Genomic DNA, 15,781 nt, shown 5'->3' on the forward strand with positions numbered 1-15,781 from the left:
TGGGCGCCGCGCTCGGCCGGTAAATTGGCGGGGCCGGAACGGTGCGGTCGGCAGTTTCTCCGACACCTGCTAAAATACGCGGTTTTCCGTCGATTTCTCTCTTAACGGGACCTGCCGTGCTTTCTACTGCCAACATCACGATGCAATTCGGGCCGAAGCCCTTGTTCGAGAATATCTCGGTCAAATTCGGCGAGGGCAACCGCTACGGTCTGATCGGCGCGAACGGCTGCGGCAAGTCGACGTTCATGAAGATCCTCGGCGGCGACCTCGAGCCGAGCGCCGGCAACGTCGCGCTGGAGCCGAACGTGCGCCTCGGCAAGCTGCGCCAGGACCAGTTCGCGTACGAAGACGTGCGCGTGCTCGACGTCGTGATGATGGGCCACACCGAGATGTGGGCTGCGATGACCGAGCGTGACGCGATCTACGCGAACCCGGAAGCCACCGACGACGACTACATGCACGCGGCCGAGCTCGAAGGCAAGTTCGCCGAATACGGCGGCTACGACGCCGAGGCGCGCGCGGGCGCGCTGCTGCTCGGCATCGGCATCGAGGAGAAGTTCCACAACGGCCCGATGCGCGACGTCGCGCCGGGCTGGAAGCTGCGCGTGCTGCTCGCGCAGGCGCTGTTCTCGAAGCCGGACGTGCTGCTGCTCGACGAACCGACCAACAACCTCGACATCAACTCGATCCGTTGGCTCGAGCACACGCTCAACGAGTACAACTCGACGATGATCATCATCTCGCACGATCGTCACTTCCTGAACTCGGTGTGCACGCACATGGCCGACATGGACTACGGCACGCTGAAGGTCTGGCCGGGCAACTACGACGACTACATGCTGGCGTCGGCACAGGCGCGCGAGCGGCAGGCCGCCGCGAACGCGCGTGCGAAGGAACGCGTGGCCGAACTGCAGGACTTCGTGCGCCGCTTCTCGGCGAACAAGTCGAAGGCACGCCAGGCGACGAGCCGCGCGAAGCAGATCGACAAGATCAAGATCGAGGAATTCAAGCCGTCGTCGCGCCAGAACCCGTTCATCCGCTTCGAGTTCGAGAAGAAGCTGCACAACATCGCGGTGGTCGCGGAAGACATCACGAAGAAGTACGACCGCACGATCTTCCAGAACTTCAACCTGTCGGTGCAGCCGGGCGAGCGCATCGCGATCATCGGCGAGAACGGCGCGGGCAAGACGACGCTGCTGCGCGCGCTGCTCGGCAATCTCGCGCTCGATCACGGGACGGTGAAGTGGTCGGAGAACGCGAACGTCGGCTACATGCCGCAGGACACCTACGAGGAATTCCCGAACGACATCACGCTGATGGACTGGATCGACCAGTACCGTCAGGACGGCGACGACGAGACGATGGTGCGCGGCACGCTCGGCCGCCTGCTGTTCTCGGCGGACGACATCCGCAAGTCGGTGAAGGTGCTGTCGGGCGGCGAGAAGGGCCGCATGATCTGGGGCAAGCTGATGCTCGGCCGCCACAACGTGCTGCTGATGGACGAGCCGACCAACCACATGGACATGGAGTCGATCGAGTCGCTGCAGATCGCGCTCGAGAAGTTCGAAGGCACGCTGATCTTCGTGTCCCACGACCGCGAGTTCGTGAGCGGGCTGGCGAACCGGATCATCGAAGTGAAGACGGACGGCACGCTGAACGACTTCGGCGGGAATTATGAGGATTTCCTGGCGAGTCAGGGGCAGGATTGATTTGCTGAGTTTGTGCCAGGACCATCTTTCAGTGTTCTGGACTGTCCCGCGGCATGGCCCGCTAGGGGCATCTGAACGGAACGCGTAAGGCGAGACCGCCGCAAACACGATTGGCCCACATCGGCAGATTGCCGGTGTGGGCCTTCTTGCTTTGGTGGCCAGACACCCGCGCGTAGCTGCTGGAAGTGCTTCGGGTCGCACATCGTCATTCGACCGACTCGATCCGCAACGGACATCGGCCGAGTCCGGCGGCCGGCGTATGCGGCGAGGACAATGCACGCACCGGATGCCGCCCCCGTCCCGCGTCAACCATTGTCAAATTCCCGCGGAATCACGATGTCTGACATTTCAAATCGCGTACAGGGGCTGTCATGCCCGGATCGATTGCGTATCCTTGAATGCGCTTGACCGCACTCACGCAGTCACAACCCGGGAGGCTTTACATGAATGCACGTCTATACCGCGCGACCGTTGCCGGCGCGCTGATCGGATTGCTCGCACCGTTTTCCGTGGCCCACGCGCAGCTCGGCGACGTACTGAAGCAGGTTGGCGGCGGTGGCGATTCGGGCGGCAGCGCCGGCGGCGCGCTCGGCAATCTCGGCGGCCTCGGCGGTGCGCTGGGCGGTGGCGGCTCGTCGCTGATGCCGGGTAGTACCGGCAATGTCGCGGGCGTGCTGCAGTTCTGCATCCAGAACAACTATCTCGGCAGCGCATCCGGCAGCGCGTCGTCGGTGAAGGACGCGCTGCTCGGCAAGCTCGGCGGCAATGCGTCGTCCGACAGCGGCTACAGCAGCGGCGCCAGCGGGATCCTGGATGCCGGCAACGGCAACAAGCTCGATCTGAGCGGCGGCGGCCTGAAGCAGCAGGTCACGAAGCAGATCTGCGACAAGGTGTTGTCGCAGGCGAAATCGCTGCTGTAAGTCGCACGCGCGTACCGTACGCGCGCGTCGAGTCGTCGCGCGCGTACGCAGAGGGCAGCGCGATGCCGAACGACGCCATCGCGCGCCGAGCAGCCGCCTTCAGCCCGAAAAATCCGTCACGACCGTCACGCCGGCGCCTTCGAACCGGTTCATGTTCATCAGCGCGTCGATCGACTGGCCGAGGCTGATTTCCTTGCCGATCAACCGGCTCGGTGCGAGCTTGCCGGCATGCACCATCTCGAGCATCGCGTCGTATCGGTGCGCCTGCATTCCGTGGCTGCCGAGGATCTCCAGTTCGTATGCGATCACCTTGCTCATCGGCACGGCCGGCGTCGCGTGCTCGCCGAGCATGAGCCCGACCTGCACGTGTTTGCCGCGCCGGCGCAGATTGCCGATCGAGTTGAAGCAGGTGGTCGGATGGCCGAGCGCATCGAGCGACACATGTGCGCCGCCGCGCGTGATGTCCTTCACCGCGTCGACCACGTCGGCGACCTGCGATGCATTGACGGTCGCCGCCGCGCCCAGCGATCGTGCGAGCGCGAGCGCCTGGTCCGAAATGTCGATCGCGACGACGTTCGCGCCGACTGCATTCGCGATCATGATCGCCGACAGGCCCACGCCGCCGCAGCCGTGCACCGCGACCCACTGGCCGGCCGAGGTGCGGCCCTGGTCGACCACCGCGCGGAACGACGTCACGAAGCGGCAGCCGAGGCTCGCCGCGGTCGCGAAATCGAGCGCATCGGGCAGCCGCACGAGGTTCAGGTCCGCGTGGTGGATGCCGACGTACTGGGCGAACGAGCCCCAGTGCGTGAAACCCGGCTGGAACTGCCGCTCGCACACTTGCTGGTTGCCCGAATGGCATTCCGCGCAGTGGCCGCAGCCGGCGACGAACGGCACCGTGACGCGGTCGCCGGCCTTCCAGCGCGTGACCGCCGCGCCCGCCGCGACGACGACGCCGGCGAGTTCATGCCCCGGCACGTGCGGCAGCACGATGTCCGGATCGTGCCCCATCCAGCCGTGCCAGTCGCTGCGGCATACGCCGGTCGCCTTCACTTCGATCACGACGCCGTCGGGCGCCGGCGTCGGATCGTCGACGTTCATCAGCCGCGGTGCCGCGCCGAACGCTTCATAAACGACTGCTTTCACCATCTCCTCCTGTATCGAACGATGCTTTCAATATAGCCGGGCCGGCGCGGATTTATCTTTCGTTTTTCGATTGAGAACCGGATCCTTTTGAGATAGCCTTGCGAGCATCGCGCGATGGCTGCAAGGAGCTTTCATGGAACAACTGGACAGGATCGATCGCGGCATGCTCGACATGCTCCAGCAGGACGGGCGCGTGTCGAATGCGCGGCTTGCCGAAGCGTTCTCGCTGAGCGAGACGTCGTGCTGGCGCCGGCTGCGGCGCCTGGAGGAAGCGGGGCTGATCGAGGGCTATCATGCGCGGCTCGATCGCAGAAAGCTCGGGCTCGGCGTGATGGCGTTCGTGCAGATCGTCTGCACGCAGCACAGCGAGGCGGTGACGGCCGAGTTCGAACGCCTGATCCAGGCGAGCCCGAACGTGCTCGCCTGCGACAACACGACAGGCGAGGCGGATTTCCTGCTGCAGGTGGTGGCGGCCGATCTCGACGACTACAGCCACTTCGTCGAGCGGGTGCTGCGCAAATTGCCGGGCGTGCTGAGCATTCGCTCGAATCTGTCGCTGCGGCAGCTGAAGTCGACGCAGCGGCTGCCGATCGCGTGACGCCGCGCACCGGCGCATGCGCTCAGTCGGCCAGCCGTTTGTCCGCGAGCGCCTTGCAGCAGTCGTCGTACACCCACTGCACCAGTTTCGCGCGGTAGTCGAGATCGTCGGTGTCGACGATTTCCTCGACCGCGTCGCGCGCCCATGTCGCATCGACGAAGCTCGCATGGCGTTTCGCGATGTCCTGCGCGAGCGCGGCCAGCTTCGCGATCGCGAGCCAGTCGGCCTGCCGTTGATGACGATCGAGCCAGCGGTGCGCGGCCTGCACCTGGAACGTCGCGTCGGGCCAGGATTCGTTGAGGTAAAACGCGCCGAGATTGCCGCAGGTGAGCCAGCAAAGCAGCTCCAGGCGGTCGTGCGAGCCGAGGGTATGGGGTGCGTCGGTCATGGCAGCGCTCACGAAAGGCGTCGATGCCGGGCGGCGCAGCCGCGGAAGCCGGCATCGATAGTAAAAACATAGCACGATGCGGGCCATGCGGCGCACCCGGAATGGTGCGGATGTCGCGCCGGCGCGCCGGAATCGTCCGGGCATCGCGCGCCGCCCGCGCCCGGCAAGCGTTCCGCCGTATGCAACGGCCCGTCGACATCGCGTCGCCGCACCGCACTCGCTAGAATGTTCGTTTTCCGGGAGACAGGAACGACGATGAAAATCTACGACCAGTTCTATATCGACGGCGCATGGCGCAAACCGGCCGGCACCGGCACGATCGACGTGATCGACTCGGGCACCGAGGCCGTGATCGGCCGGATTCCGGAAGGCCAGCCGTCCGACGCGCAGGCGGCGATCCGTGCTGCGCGGGCTGCCTTCGACGCATGGGCCGCGACGCCGGCCGCGACCCGCGCAGGCTATCTGCGCAGGATCGCCGAGCATCTGCAGGCGCGCAGCGAGGAACTCGCGCAGTCGATCACCGGCGAGGTCGGGATGCCGATCAAGCTGTCGCGCGCGATCCAGGTCGGCGGCCCGATCTACAACTGGAATGCGTACGCAAAGCTCGCCGAGTCGTTCGAATTCGAGGCGCAGGTCGGCAATTCGCTGGTCGTGCGCGAGCCGGTCGGCGTCGTCGCGGCGATCACGCCGTGGAACTATCCGCTCAACCAGATCACGCTGAAAGTCGCACCGGCGCTCGCGGCAGGCTGTACGGTCGTGCTGAAGCCGACCGAGATCGCGCCGCTGAACGCGTTCATGCTTGCCGAAGCGATTCACGAAGCGGGGCTGCCGGCCGGCGTGTTCAACCTGGTGTGCGGCTATGGCCCGGTCGTCGGCGAGGTGCTCGCCAGCGATCCCGACGTCGACATGGTGTCGTTTACCGGCTCGACGCGCGCGGGCAAGCGCGTGGCCGAACTGGCGGCCGCCGGCGTCAAGCGTGTCGCGCTCGAACTGGGCGGCAAGTCGGCGTCGGTGATTCTCGACGATGCGGATTTCGCGGCGGCGGTGAAGGGCACGGTCAACGCGTGCTATCTGAACGCAGGCCAGACCTGCTCCGCGCACACGCGGATGCTCGTGCCGGAAGCGCGCTACGACGAAGCGCGCGAACTCGCGAAGGCCGCGGCCGAAGCCTACGTGCCGGGCGATCCGCGCCAGGAGACGACGCGCCTCGGCGCGCTCGCGTCGGCGGTGCAGCAGCAGCGCGTGCAGTCGTACATCCAGCGCGGGATCGACGACGGCGCGGAACTCGTGACGGGCGGCACCGGCCTGCCGGACGGCATCGACAAGGGTTTCTTCGTGAAGCCGACCGTGTTCGGCCGCGTCGATCCGAAATCGACGATCGCGCAGGAAGAGATCTTCGGTCCCGTGCTGTCGATCATCACGTACCGCGACGAGGACGACGCCGTGCACATCGCCAACGACTCGCCGTACGGGCTCGGCGGCGCGGTGTGGGCCGGCAGCGACGAGCGTGCGATGCGGGTCGCGCGCCGCATCCGCACCGGCCAGGTCGACATCAACGGCGGCGCCTGGAACATGGCCGCGCCGTTCGGCGGCTACAAGCAGTCGGGCTACGGCCGCGAGAACGGCGCATACGGGCTCGAAGAGTACCTCGAGTACAAGTCGATGCAGCTCAAGCCCGCGAAGCCGGCCTGACGGCGTCGGGCATCACGATGCGGAAACGGCACGCTCGCGTGCCGTTTTTTTTGTTGACGGCCGTCAAGGTGCGCATCGGTGAATCGTCGATCATCGCGGTTCCGATGTTCCGACGAGGTTTCAGATGACCGTACGCACTTCCTTCCCGCCGCTCACGATTCGCGGCCGCTCCTTGCTGCCCGTCGTGCAGGGCGGCATGGGCGTCGGCATCTCCGCGCATCGCCTGGCCGGCAGCGTCGCCCGCGAAAACGCGGTCGGCACGATCGCGAGCATCGACCTGCGCCATCACCATACGGACCTGCTCGCGCGCTGTCGCGCGCAACCCGACCGTGCGACGCTCGAAGCCGCGAACCTCGAAGCGCTCGCGCGCGAGATCCGTCTTGCGAAGACGTACGCCGAAGGGCGCGGGATGATCGCGGTGAACGTGATGAAGGCCGTCAGCGCGCACGCGGACTACGTGCGCGTCGCGTGCGACGAGGGCGCGGACGCGATCGTGATGGGCGCAGGCCTGCCGCTCGACCTGCCCGATCTCACGCAGGGCTATGACATCGCGCTGATTCCGATCCTGTCGGACAGTCGCGGCATTGCGCTGGTGCTGAAGAAATGGATGAGGAAGGAGCGCCTGCCCGATGCGATCGTGATCGAGCATCCCGCGCATGCGGGCGGCCATCTCGGCGTCACGCAGCTCGACGACATGCATGACGAGCGCTTCGATTTCGCGCGCGTGCTCGACGAAACCGCGCAGGTCTTTGCATCGCTCGGTCTCGCGCGCGACGCGATCCCGCTGATCGTGGCGGGCGGGATCAACAGTCACGATGCGGTGCGCGCGGCGCTCGCGGCCGGCGCAAACGGCGTGCAGGTCGGTACGCCGTTCGCGGTGACCGAGGAGGGCGATGCGCATCCGAATTTCAAGCGCGTGCTGGCCGATGCGGTGCCCGACGACATCGTCGAGTTCGTCAGCGTGACGGGGCTGCCCGCGCGCGCGGTGAAGACGCCGTGGCTCGACCGCTACCTGCGCAACGAGACGCGCATTCGCAACAAGCTCGGCGCGCTGAAGCAGCGCTGTCCGACCGCGCTCGAATGCCTGAGCGTGTGCGGGCTGCGCGACGGCATCGAGAAGTTCGGCCACTTCTGCATCGACACGCGGCTCGCGGCCGCGCTGCGCGGCGACGTCGCGAACGGCCTGTTCTTCCGCGGCCGCGAAGCGCTGCCGTTCGGCCGTGCGATCCGCAGCGTGCGCGATCTGCTCGATCTGCTGCTGACGGGCGGTGCGCCGGAGCCTGCGGCAAACCGTCCCACGTTTACGCTGGCTTGACCGATATCAAGATCACCAAAAGACCCTACAGCGAGAATGGAACCATTCTTTGGGGGGCCGTACCATGCATAAAACGATTCGAAACTGTGTCACCGCCGCGGCCGTCGCGGCCAGCCTCGCCGCGATGCCGTCGCTGTCGCACGCGGCGTCGCCGGGGGAGGGGATCAACCAGGGCGACGTCCTGGTCCGGCTGCGTGCGATCAGCATCCAGCCGAACGAGCGCGGCAGCGATACGCTGGGCGCGATCAATGTCGGCGTGAACAATGCGATCGTGCCCGAGCTCGATCTGACGTACATGATCCGCGACTACCTCGGCGTCGAGCTGATCCTCGGCACGTCGCGGCATCAGCTGACGTCGAGCCTCGGCAATCTCGGCGGCGTGGGCGTGCTGCCGCCGACGCTGCTGCTGCAGTACCACTTCAATCACGCGGGCAAGGTGCGGCCGTATGTCGGCGCGGGCCTGAACTACACGTACTTCTACAACAACGGGCTCAACGTCGGCGGCGAGGGCGTGTCGATCAACAAGAGCAGCTTCGGCCCCGCGCTGCAGTTCGGCGTGGATGTGCAGGTGACCAAGAAGGTGTTCATGAACTTCGACGTCAAGAAGATCTGGATGAGCACCGATGCGACGCTCGGCGACAAGGGCATCGGCACGCTGCACATCGATCCGCTGATCGTCGGCGTGGGCGTCGGGATGAAGTTCTAGATTCGCGCGCGAGAGCAAACGAATAGAGTTGGGGTTGGCGGCATGGCAGTCTGCATGCCGCTCTTTTTTTGTGCAGTGGTTTTTACAGATTGTCGTACTGGAAGCGCATCGCGGTGCCTTCGCGCTTGATGCGTTCCCACACCGCGCGCTTTTCGTCGTCGCTCATGAACACCCAGTTCGACACTTCGGCGGCCGTGCGGCCGCAGCCCTTGCAGACTTCGTCGAACAGGGTCGAGCACACGCCGATGCAGGGGCTGTCGGGCAGGTCGTGGAGATTGGAGGCCATCGGCAGGGTTCAAGCAGAGAGAGTCGTCAGCGCGCCATTTTAATGCATCGCGGCGAGCGGGACCGGAGCGGGCGCCTGTCCGACCCGCGCGGGCGGTTTCGCCGGCGCACGATTTTCCCGGTGGACAGCCGTCGATTACCCGATAGAATTTCCCCCGGAATGCCCCGCCGCACGGGCGGCCGTACCGGCCGGCGGCGGGAATCTGTTCCGTTTGCGCGACACCGCCATGATTTTTTTGTGACGGAACGCGAATGATGGTAGTTTTCGGGGTTTTCGAGGGGCGGAGCGACCAGACGCGCCGCCATGACGAGGCAGACGGCAGCCGGACAACGCGTCCGGCCGAAGGGAGAACGGGATGAAAGCAAAGGTAGTCGGCCGGTTCGCAGCGCTCGCGCTGTGCGTGGGCGCATCGGCGGCAGCGGCGAAGGATACGCAGCTCAATGTCTACAACTGGTCGGACTACATTGCGAAGGACACGATCCCGAACTTCGAGAAGCAAACCGGCGTCAAGGTCCGCTACGACAACTACGACAGCGACGACACGCTGCAGGCGAAGCTGCTGACGGGCAGCTCGGGCTACGACATCGTCGTGCCGACCAGCAACTACGCGGGCAAGCAGATCGCCGCCGGCATCTTCACGCCGCTCGACAAGTCGAAGCTGCCGAACCTCAAGTATCTCGATCCGCAGCTGATGGCGCTCGTCGCCGGCGCGGACCCGGGCAACAAGTACTCGGTGCCCTGGGCGTACGGCACGACCGGCCTCGCGTACAACCTGACCAAGGCGCAGCAGGCGCTCGGCAAGGTGCCGCTCGACAACTGGGACATCCTGTTCAAGCCGGAAAACCTCGCGAAGCTGAAGACCTGCGGCGTGTCGGTGCTCGACGCGCCGGACCAGATGTTCGCGGCGGCGCTGCACTACATCGGCAAGGATCCGATGAGCACGAACCCGGCCGACTACAAGGCCGCGATGGACGTGCTGAAGAAGATCCGTCCGTACATCACGCAGTTCAACTCGTCGGGCTACATCAACGACCTGGTCGGCGGCGACATCTGCTTCGCGTTCGGCTGGTCGGGCGACGTCGTGATCGCGAAGCATCGCGCGATCGAGGCGAAGAAGCCGTACAAGATCGAGTACTACATTCCGAAGGGTGGTGCGCCCGTCTGGTTCGACGTGATGGCGATTCCGAAGGACGCGAAGAACAAGGACGCCGCGCTGCAGTGGATCAACTACATCGAGGATCCGAAGGTGCATGCGGCGATCACGAACGCCGTGTACTACCCGAGCGCGAATGCCGAGGCACGCAAGTACGTGCGGCCCGACGTCGCGAACGATCCGGCCGTCTACCCGCCGGCCGACGTCGTGAAGACCCTGTTCCTGCTCAAGCCGCTGCCGCCCGAGATCCAGCGTCTGCAGACGCGTCTGTGGACCGAGCTGAAGTCGGGCCGCTGACGCGAGCCGCAGTGAAGCCGGCAGTCATGAAGCCCCTGGTGTCCCCGGGGGCTTTGTTCGTTCAAACGCAGGAGAGAAGCAGCACATCATGAATAGCCAGTCGAGTCCGCCGGCCACGGGCGCGCGGTCCATCGTTGCGTCGTCGAGCGCGGACGCGCGCGCCGAGCGCTTTGTCCAGATCATCGACGTCGTCAAGAAATTCGGCGAGACCGAAGCGGTACGCAGCGTCAACCTGACCGTGCGCCAGGGCGAACTGTTCGCGCTGCTCGGCAGTTCGGGGTGCGGCAAGTCCACGCTGCTGCGGATGCTCGCCGGTCTCGAGACGGTCACGTCGGGCAAGATCCTGATCGACGGCGAGGATCTCGCGCAGATGCCGCCGTACAAGCGGCCCGTGAACATGATGTTCCAGTCGTACGCGCTGTTCCCGCACATGACGGTCGAGTCGAACGTCGCGTTCGGCCTGAAGCAGGAAGGCACGCCGAAGGCCGAGATCAAGGAGCGTGTCGCCGCGGCGCTCGAACTCGTGCAGATGGGCAAGTACGCGAAGCGCAAGCCGCACCAGTTGTCGGGCGGCCAGCAGCAGCGCGTCGCGCTCGCGCGCTCGCTGGTCAAGCGCCCGAAGCTGCTGCTGCTCGACGAGCCGATGTCCGCGCTCGACAAGCAGATCCGCCAGCGCACGCAGATCGAGCTCGTCAACATCCTGAACAAGGTCGGCGTCACCTGCATCATGGTCACGCACGACCAGGAAGAGGCGATGACGATGGCGAACCGGCTCGCGGTGATGAGCGAAGGGCAGATCGTGCAGATCGGCGCGCCGAACGAGGTCTACGAATATCCGAACAGCCGCTTCTCGGCCGAGTTCATCGGCTCGACGAACCTGTTCGACGGCGTGACCGTCGAGGACGAGCCCGATCATGTCTACATCGAGTCGCCGGAGCTGCCGAGCCGGCTGTACGTGAGTCACGGGATCTCGGGCCCGCTCGGGATGCCGGTCACGGTGTCGGTGCGCCCCGAGCGGATCGCGCTCACGCGCAAGCCGCCCGAAGGCGCGTTCAACTGGGCGCGCGGCACGATCACCAACGTCGCGTACATGGGCGGCTACTCGCTGTATCACGTGAAGCTCGACGCGGGCAAGACGGTGGTCGCGAACGTGTCGAGCCTCGCGATTTCAGAGCTCGACACGCCGGCGCTCGGCGACGAGATCTACGTGCGCTGGAGCGCGACGGCAGGCGTGGTGCTGACCTCATGAGCGCGCTCAAGTCCCTGCTCGCGTGGCCGGTGCGGCGCTTCAACCTGACGGGCGGCACGGCGGTGGTCGCCGGACCGTTCACTTGGCTCGTGCTGTTCTTCCTCGTGCCGTTCGTGCTGGTCGTCAAGATCAGCTTCGCGGAGCTGCAGCTCGGCATCCCGCCGTATACGGAACTCGCGTCGTACGCGGACGGCGTCGTGCACATCGCGCTGAACCTGTCGCACTACGCGTTCCTGCTGACGGACAGCCTGTATTTCGCGACCTACGTGAACTCGGTGTGGGTGGCCGCGGTCACGACGCTGCTGTGCCTGCTGATCGGCTATCCGATGGCGTACTACATCGCGCGCTCGAATCCCGCGACCCGCAACCTGCTGATGATGGGCGTGATGCTGCCGTTCTGGACCTCGTTCCTGATCCGCGTGTACGCATGGATCGGGATCCTGAAGAACAACGGGCTGCTGAACAACTTCCTGATGTGGATCGGGCTGACCCATACGCCGATCGAGCTGTACCGCACGAACTACGCGGTGTACATCGGGATGGTGTATTCGTACCTGCCGTTCCTCGTGATGCCGCTGTACGCGCACCTGGTGAAGATGGACCTGCGCCTGCTCGAAGCCGCGTACGACCTCGGCGCGAAGCCGTGGAAGGCGTTCGTGCAGATCACGCTGCCGCTGTCGAAGAACGGCATCATTGCGGGCTGCCTGCTGGTGTTCATTCCGGCGGTCGGCGAGTACGTGATTCCGGAGCTGCTCGGCGGCGCGAACACGCTGATGATCGGTCGCGTGATGTGGAATGAGTTCTTCAACAACGCAGACTGGCCGATGGCGTCGGCCGTGACCTGCGCGATGGTGCTGCTGCTGCTCGTGCCGATGGCGATGTTCCAGCACTTCCAGGCGAAGGAGCAGGAGGGCCGCCGTCGATGAAGCCGAATCGTTACCTGCAGTTCGCGGCGCTGTTCGCCGGTTTCGCGTTCCTGTACATCCCGATCATCAGCCTGATCGTCTACTCGTTCAACGAGTCGAAGCTCGTCACCGTGTGGTCGGGGTTCTCGTTTCGCTGGTACGCGGCGCTCGTCGACGACGACGAGCTGCTGACGGCCGCGTGGCTGTCGCTGAAGATCGGCGTGCTGACGGCATTCGCGTCGGTGATCATCGGCACCTGGGCCGGCTTCGTGCTCGCGCGGATGGGACGCTTTCGCGGCTTCGCGCTGTTCAGCGGGATGATCAACGCGCCGCTGGTGATTCCCGAGGTGATCCAGGGGATCTCGCTGCTGCTGCTGTTCATCGAGCTGGCGAAGTGGATCGGCTGGCCGGCCGAGCGCGGGATCTTCACGATCTGGCTCGGCCACGTGATGCTGTGCATCTCGTACGTCGCGATCATCGTGCAGTCGCGCGTGCGCGAGCTGAACCCGTCGCTCGAAGAGGCGGCGCTCGATCTCGGCGCGACGCCGCTGAAGGTGTTCTTCTCGATCACGCTGCCGCTGATCTCGCAGGCGCTGATTGCCGGCTGGCTGCTGTCGTTCACGCTGTCGATCGACGATCTGGTGCTGTCGGCGTTCCTGTCAGGCCCCGGCTCGACGACGCTGCCGCTGGTCGTGTTCTCGCGCGTGCGCCTCGGGTTGAACCCGGAGATGAACGCGCTCGCGACGCTGTTCATCATCGCGGTGACGGCCGGCGTCGTGATCGCGAACTTCGTGATGCTGCGCCAGGAGCGCAAGCGGATGGCGGGGTTCGCGACCTGACGCGCGCGCAGTCGAGAAAGTGCAAACGCCCGGTGCCGACGATCAGTCGGGCCGGGCGTTTTCTTTTACGCGCCGAACACTGCTTTCACAAGCAACCCGAGCGCGACACACACCAGCACGGCCGCGAACCCCGCCTGCACGTGCCGCGCGGCCAGGCGCCGCGACGCGCCGCGTCCCGCGGCCATGCCGAGCGCGGTCGCGACCGTGAACCACAGCGTGACGTCGAGCGGCGCGCGCGTGCCGGATGCCAGCGTCGCGAACACGCCGCCGGTACCGACCAGCGCGATCACCATCAGCGACGTCGCGACGATCCCGTGCATCGACACGTTCGTGAACTTGCGCAGCATCGGCACGATCACGAACCCGCCGCCGACGCCGAGCAGGCCCGTCATCAGGCCCGTCATCGCGCCGGTCGACGCGAGCGCGACACCGACCGGCCAGGACCACACGAGCCGGCCCGTATCGGGATTCACGCGGCCGACGCACAGCGGCGACGCCTCCACGCCGCCGGGCGCGGGCCGCAGCGCCTGCCGCAGCAGGCGCGCGGCCACGACGAGCATCGTCAGCGCGAACAGCGCGAGCAGCACATGCTGCGGCAGCACGTGCGCGAGCCGCACGCCGAGCGTCGTGAGCGGCACGCCGGCCACCGCCATCAGCAGCGCCGCGCGGTAGCGCACCAGCCCGCGGCGGAAGCCTTCGAGCGCGCCGAGTGCGGCGCTGCCCGCCACCGCGACGAGCGCGACGGGCGTCGCCTGCTGCATCGGCCAGCTCATGCCGACGACGAGCGCGGGCACCGCGAGGATGCCGCCGCCCGCGCCGGTGAGGCCGAGCACGGCGCCGACGAAGCCGCCGAGTACCAGGGAAATCAGCATGACGTGATCCGGTCGAACGCGACGGCGCTCAGCGCGCGATCGCGGGTTTCGCGAGCCATTCGCGGCCCTTGAGCATCGCCTTCCAGTAAAGCGGCGGCAGGATGCGTTCCTTGAGCAGCCACGCGAGCCGCGACGGGCGCTTGCCGTCGATCAGCCACGCGGGGAAGGTGGGCGCGACCTTGCCGCCGTACAGGAATTCGGCGAGCACGATCTTGCCGCGCTCGACGGTCAGCGGGCACGAACCGTAGCCGTCGTACGCGGCGTCGCCGAGCGCGCGGCCGAGCGACGCGAGCACGTTGTGCGCGACGACCGGCGCCTGCTTGCGCGCGGCCGCTGCCGTTTTCGCGTTGGTGGTGTTGGTCGCGTCGCCGAGCGCGAAGATGTCGGGAAAGCGTCGGTGCCGCAGCGTCGCCGGATCGACGTCGACCCAGCCGGCCGCATCGGCGAGCGGGCTGGCGCGCACGAAGTCGGGCGCCTGTTGCGGCGGCACGACGTGAATCATGTCGAAGCTGCGCACCACCGTTTCCGTGCCGCCTTCGGGCAACGCGCGCACGAACGTCGCGCGGCGCGCGGGCCCGTCGATCGCGACGAGGTTGTGGCCGAACGACAGCCCGATGTCGTAGCGTTTCACGTACTCCATCAGCGCGGGCACGTAGTCGGCAACGCCGAACAGTGCACCGCCCGCGTTCAGGAACTCGACGTTCGCCGCGCCGAGCCGGCCGGCGCGGCGCCAGTGGTCGCACGACAGGTACATCGCCTTTTGCGGCGCGCCCGCGCATTTGATCGGCATCGGCGGCTGCGTAAACAGCGCATTGCCGCCGCGGAACGCGCGCACGAGTTCCCACGTGTACGGCGCGAGGTCGTAGCGGTAGTTCGACGTGACGCCGTTGCGGCCGAGCGTGTCGGCGAGGCCGTCGATCGCGCGCCAGTCGAGCTTGAGCCCCGGGCACACGACGAGCCTCCGGTAGCCGATGCGCCGGCAGCCGTCGAGCACGACTGCGTGCGCATCGGGTTCGAAGGCCGCGACGGCCGCGCGGATCCGGTGCACGCCGCGCGGCAGCACGGCGCTTATCTCGCGTGCGGTCGTCTCGGGCCGGAACACGCCCGCGCCGACCATCGTCCAGCCCGGCTGGTAGTAGTGGACGTCGGCCGGATCGATCACCGCGATATCGAGCGAAGCATCGCGCGCGAGCAGGCTCGATGCGACCGCGACGCCGGCCGCGCCGGCGCCGACGATCACGATGTCGTGCCGCGCTTCGACATCCGGCGCCGCGCGCCGGCCGCCCTGTGCGAGACGCGACGCGAGCGCGCTGAGGTCATAGCCGGCCGCGGCGGCCGTCGCGACGATGTCGTTCAGCGGGCGCAGGCCCGCTTGCGCGAGCGCCCACAGCGTGGCCGAGCGCGTGCCGGTCCGGCAGTAGGCGAGCACGGGGCCGTCGAGCGAAGCGACCAGCGCGCCGAACTGCGCGGCCTGGTCGTCGGTGACCTTGCCGGTGTCGACGGGCAGGTAATGGACGTCGATGCCGAGCGGCGCGGCGGCCGCGCGGATCTCGGCGACAGTCGGCTGGTCGGCGCCTTCGCCGTCGGGACGGTTGCAGACGATGGCGCGTACGCCTGCCGCGTGAAGCGCGGACAGGTCGGCCGCCGCGATCTGCGGCGAGACCGACAGCGTGTCGGTCAGCTTGCGGATGGACATGTCGGGGTTC

Annotated in this window: 15 protein-coding genes; 10 read left to right on the plus strand and 5 right to left on the minus strand. The window is 66.6% G+C overall.

What is annotated here, in order from left to right; genetic code table 11:
* The first annotated feature begins 116 nt into the window (after window positions 1-116).
* Together BST28156_RS24245 and BST28156_RS24250 are read left to right on the plus strand one after the other, a co-directional pair.
* Window positions 117-1,709, plus strand: coding sequence for an ABC-F family ATPase (locus BST28156_RS24245; RefSeq protein ID WP_040127475.1), 1,593 nt, complete (start codon window positions 117-119; stop codon window positions 1,707-1,709).
* Between the two features lie 443 nt (window positions 1,710-2,152).
* Entirely contained in the window at window positions 2,153-2,629 is a 477-nt protein-coding gene (locus tag BST28156_RS24250) for a YjjA family protein (RefSeq protein WP_174903528.1), read from the plus strand.
* A gap of 99 nt (window positions 2,630-2,728) precedes the next feature.
* On the opposite strand, the gene BST28156_RS24255 is transcribed toward BST28156_RS24250, so the two are convergent.
* The gene (locus tag BST28156_RS24255) at window positions 2,729-3,775 is read right to left on the minus strand and encodes a zinc-dependent alcohol dehydrogenase family protein (RefSeq protein WP_060243451.1); all 1,047 of its coding nucleotides are present in this window, start codon (window positions 3,773-3,775) and stop codon (window positions 2,729-2,731) included.
* Window positions 3,776-3,908: 133 nt separating this feature from the next.
* On the opposite strand from BST28156_RS24255, the gene BST28156_RS24260 reads away from it, so the two are divergent.
* On the plus strand, window positions 3,909-4,373 hold the full coding sequence (locus BST28156_RS24260; RefSeq protein ID WP_040127467.1) for an Lrp/AsnC family transcriptional regulator: 465 nt from the start codon (window positions 3,909-3,911) through the stop codon (window positions 4,371-4,373).
* Between the two features lie 22 nt (window positions 4,374-4,395).
* On the opposite strand, the gene BST28156_RS24265 is transcribed toward BST28156_RS24260, so the two are convergent.
* Window positions 4,396-4,761 carry a hypothetical protein gene (locus BST28156_RS24265; RefSeq protein WP_009693075.1) on the minus strand — a complete coding sequence of 122 codons (366 nt, stop codon included), beginning with the start codon at window positions 4,759-4,761 and terminating at the stop codon, window positions 4,396-4,398.
* Window positions 4,762-5,016: 255 nt separating this feature from the next.
* Between BST28156_RS24265 and BST28156_RS24270 the strand changes: the two genes are divergently transcribed.
* The 3 genes from BST28156_RS24270 (at window position 5,017) to BST28156_RS24280 (ending at window position 8,474) form a co-directional block, all read left to right on the plus strand.
* Window positions 5,017-6,453 carry an aldehyde dehydrogenase family protein gene (locus tag BST28156_RS24270; RefSeq protein WP_174903529.1) on the plus strand — a complete coding sequence of 479 codons (1,437 nt, stop codon included), beginning with the start codon at window positions 5,017-5,019 and terminating at the stop codon, window positions 6,451-6,453.
* Window positions 6,454-6,577: 124 nt separating this feature from the next.
* Complete coding sequence (locus BST28156_RS24275) at window positions 6,578-7,768, plus strand: NAD(P)H-dependent flavin oxidoreductase (protein ID WP_174903530.1); 1,191 nt, start codon at window positions 6,578-6,580, stop codon at window positions 7,766-7,768.
* Window positions 7,769-7,832: 64 nt separating this feature from the next.
* Window positions 7,833-8,474, plus strand: a complete 642-nt coding sequence (locus BST28156_RS24280; protein WP_009693078.1) for an OmpW/AlkL family protein — start codon at window positions 7,833-7,835, stop codon at window positions 8,472-8,474.
* A gap of 82 nt (window positions 8,475-8,556) precedes the next feature.
* Here the strand turns inward: BST28156_RS24280 and BST28156_RS24285 are convergent, their stop codons facing one another.
* A complete protein-coding gene (locus tag BST28156_RS24285; RefSeq protein ID WP_009693079.1) occupies window positions 8,557-8,760 on the minus strand; it encodes a DUF1289 domain-containing protein in 204 nt (67 codons plus the stop codon).
* A 355-nt stretch (window positions 8,761-9,115) separates the two neighbouring features.
* Between BST28156_RS24285 and BST28156_RS24290 the strand changes: the two genes are divergently transcribed.
* The 4 genes from BST28156_RS24290 to BST28156_RS24305 all read left to right on the plus strand — a co-directional run bounded on the left by BST28156_RS24290 (window position 9,116) and on the right by BST28156_RS24305 (window position 13,203).
* Window positions 9,116-10,210 carry a polyamine ABC transporter substrate-binding protein gene (locus BST28156_RS24290; RefSeq protein ID WP_060243390.1) on the plus strand — a complete coding sequence of 365 codons (1,095 nt, stop codon included), beginning with the start codon at window positions 9,116-9,118 and terminating at the stop codon, window positions 10,208-10,210.
* 88 nt (window positions 10,211-10,298) lie between these two features.
* On the plus strand, window positions 10,299-11,459 hold the full coding sequence (locus BST28156_RS24295; protein WP_174903531.1) for an ABC transporter ATP-binding protein: 1,161 nt from the start codon (window positions 10,299-10,301) through the stop codon (window positions 11,457-11,459).
* Window positions 11,456-12,385, plus strand: coding sequence for an ABC transporter permease subunit (locus BST28156_RS24300; protein WP_040127462.1), 930 nt, complete (start codon window positions 11,456-11,458; stop codon window positions 12,383-12,385). Before BST28156_RS24295 ends, BST28156_RS24300 begins: the two co-directional genes overlap by 4 nt.
* On the plus strand, window positions 12,382-13,203 hold the full coding sequence (locus BST28156_RS24305; RefSeq protein ID WP_174903532.1) for an ABC transporter permease subunit: 822 nt from the start codon (window positions 12,382-12,384) through the stop codon (window positions 13,201-13,203). Before BST28156_RS24300 ends, BST28156_RS24305 begins: the two co-directional genes overlap by 4 nt.
* A gap of 65 nt (window positions 13,204-13,268) precedes the next feature.
* Here BST28156_RS24305 and BST28156_RS24310 read toward each other — a convergent pair whose 3' ends face one another.
* Entirely contained in the window at window positions 13,269-14,075 is an 807-nt protein-coding gene (locus BST28156_RS24310) for a sulfite exporter TauE/SafE family protein (RefSeq protein ID WP_174903533.1), read from the minus strand.
* 28 nt (window positions 14,076-14,103) lie between these two features.
* Window positions 14,104-15,771, minus strand: a complete 1,668-nt coding sequence (locus tag BST28156_RS24315) for a bifunctional protein tyrosine phosphatase family protein/NAD(P)/FAD-dependent oxidoreductase (protein ID WP_174903534.1) — start codon at window positions 15,769-15,771, stop codon at window positions 14,104-14,106.
* Window positions 15,772-15,781 lie beyond the last annotated feature (10 nt).

This window comes from Burkholderia pseudomultivorans, from assembly GCF_902499075.1.
Classification (GTDB): Bacteria; Pseudomonadota; Gammaproteobacteria; order Burkholderiales; family Burkholderiaceae; genus Burkholderia; species Burkholderia pseudomultivorans.

Bases quoted from the DNA above. Each gene is read 5' to 3' on its own strand.
- BST28156_RS24250 (WP_174903528.1), top strand. From the start codon at position 2,153: ATGAATGCACGTCTATACCGCGCGACCGTTGCCGGCGCGCTGATCGGA.
- BST28156_RS24260 (WP_040127467.1), top strand. From the start codon at position 3,909: ATGGAACAACTGGACAGGATCGATCGCGGCATGCTCGACATGCTCCAG.
- BST28156_RS24265 (WP_009693075.1), bottom strand. From the start codon at position 4,761: ATGACCGACGCACCCCATACCCTCGGCTCGCACGACCGCCTGGAGCTG.
- BST28156_RS24270 (WP_174903529.1), top strand. From the start codon at position 5,017: ATGAAAATCTACGACCAGTTCTATATCGACGGCGCATGGCGCAAACCG.
- BST28156_RS24275 (WP_174903530.1), top strand. From the start codon at position 6,578: ATGACCGTACGCACTTCCTTCCCGCCGCTCACGATTCGCGGCCGCTCC.
- BST28156_RS24280 (WP_009693078.1), top strand. From the start codon at position 7,833: ATGCATAAAACGATTCGAAACTGTGTCACCGCCGCGGCCGTCGCGGCC.
- BST28156_RS24285 (WP_009693079.1), bottom strand. From the start codon at position 8,760: ATGGCCTCCAATCTCCACGACCTGCCCGACAGCCCCTGCATCGGCGTG.
- BST28156_RS24290 (WP_060243390.1), top strand. From the start codon at position 9,116: ATGAAAGCAAAGGTAGTCGGCCGGTTCGCAGCGCTCGCGCTGTGCGTG.
- BST28156_RS24295 (WP_174903531.1), top strand. From the start codon at position 10,299: ATGAATAGCCAGTCGAGTCCGCCGGCCACGGGCGCGCGGTCCATCGTT.
- BST28156_RS24300 (WP_040127462.1), top strand. From the start codon at position 11,456: ATGAGCGCGCTCAAGTCCCTGCTCGCGTGGCCGGTGCGGCGCTTCAAC.
- BST28156_RS24305 (WP_174903532.1), top strand. From the start codon at position 12,382: ATGAAGCCGAATCGTTACCTGCAGTTCGCGGCGCTGTTCGCCGGTTTC.
- BST28156_RS24310 (WP_174903533.1), bottom strand. From the start codon at position 14,075: ATGCTGATTTCCCTGGTACTCGGCGGCTTCGTCGGCGCCGTGCTCGGC.
- BST28156_RS24315 (WP_174903534.1), bottom strand. From the start codon at position 15,771: ATGTCCATCCGCAAGCTGACCGACACGCTGTCGGTCTCGCCGCAGATC.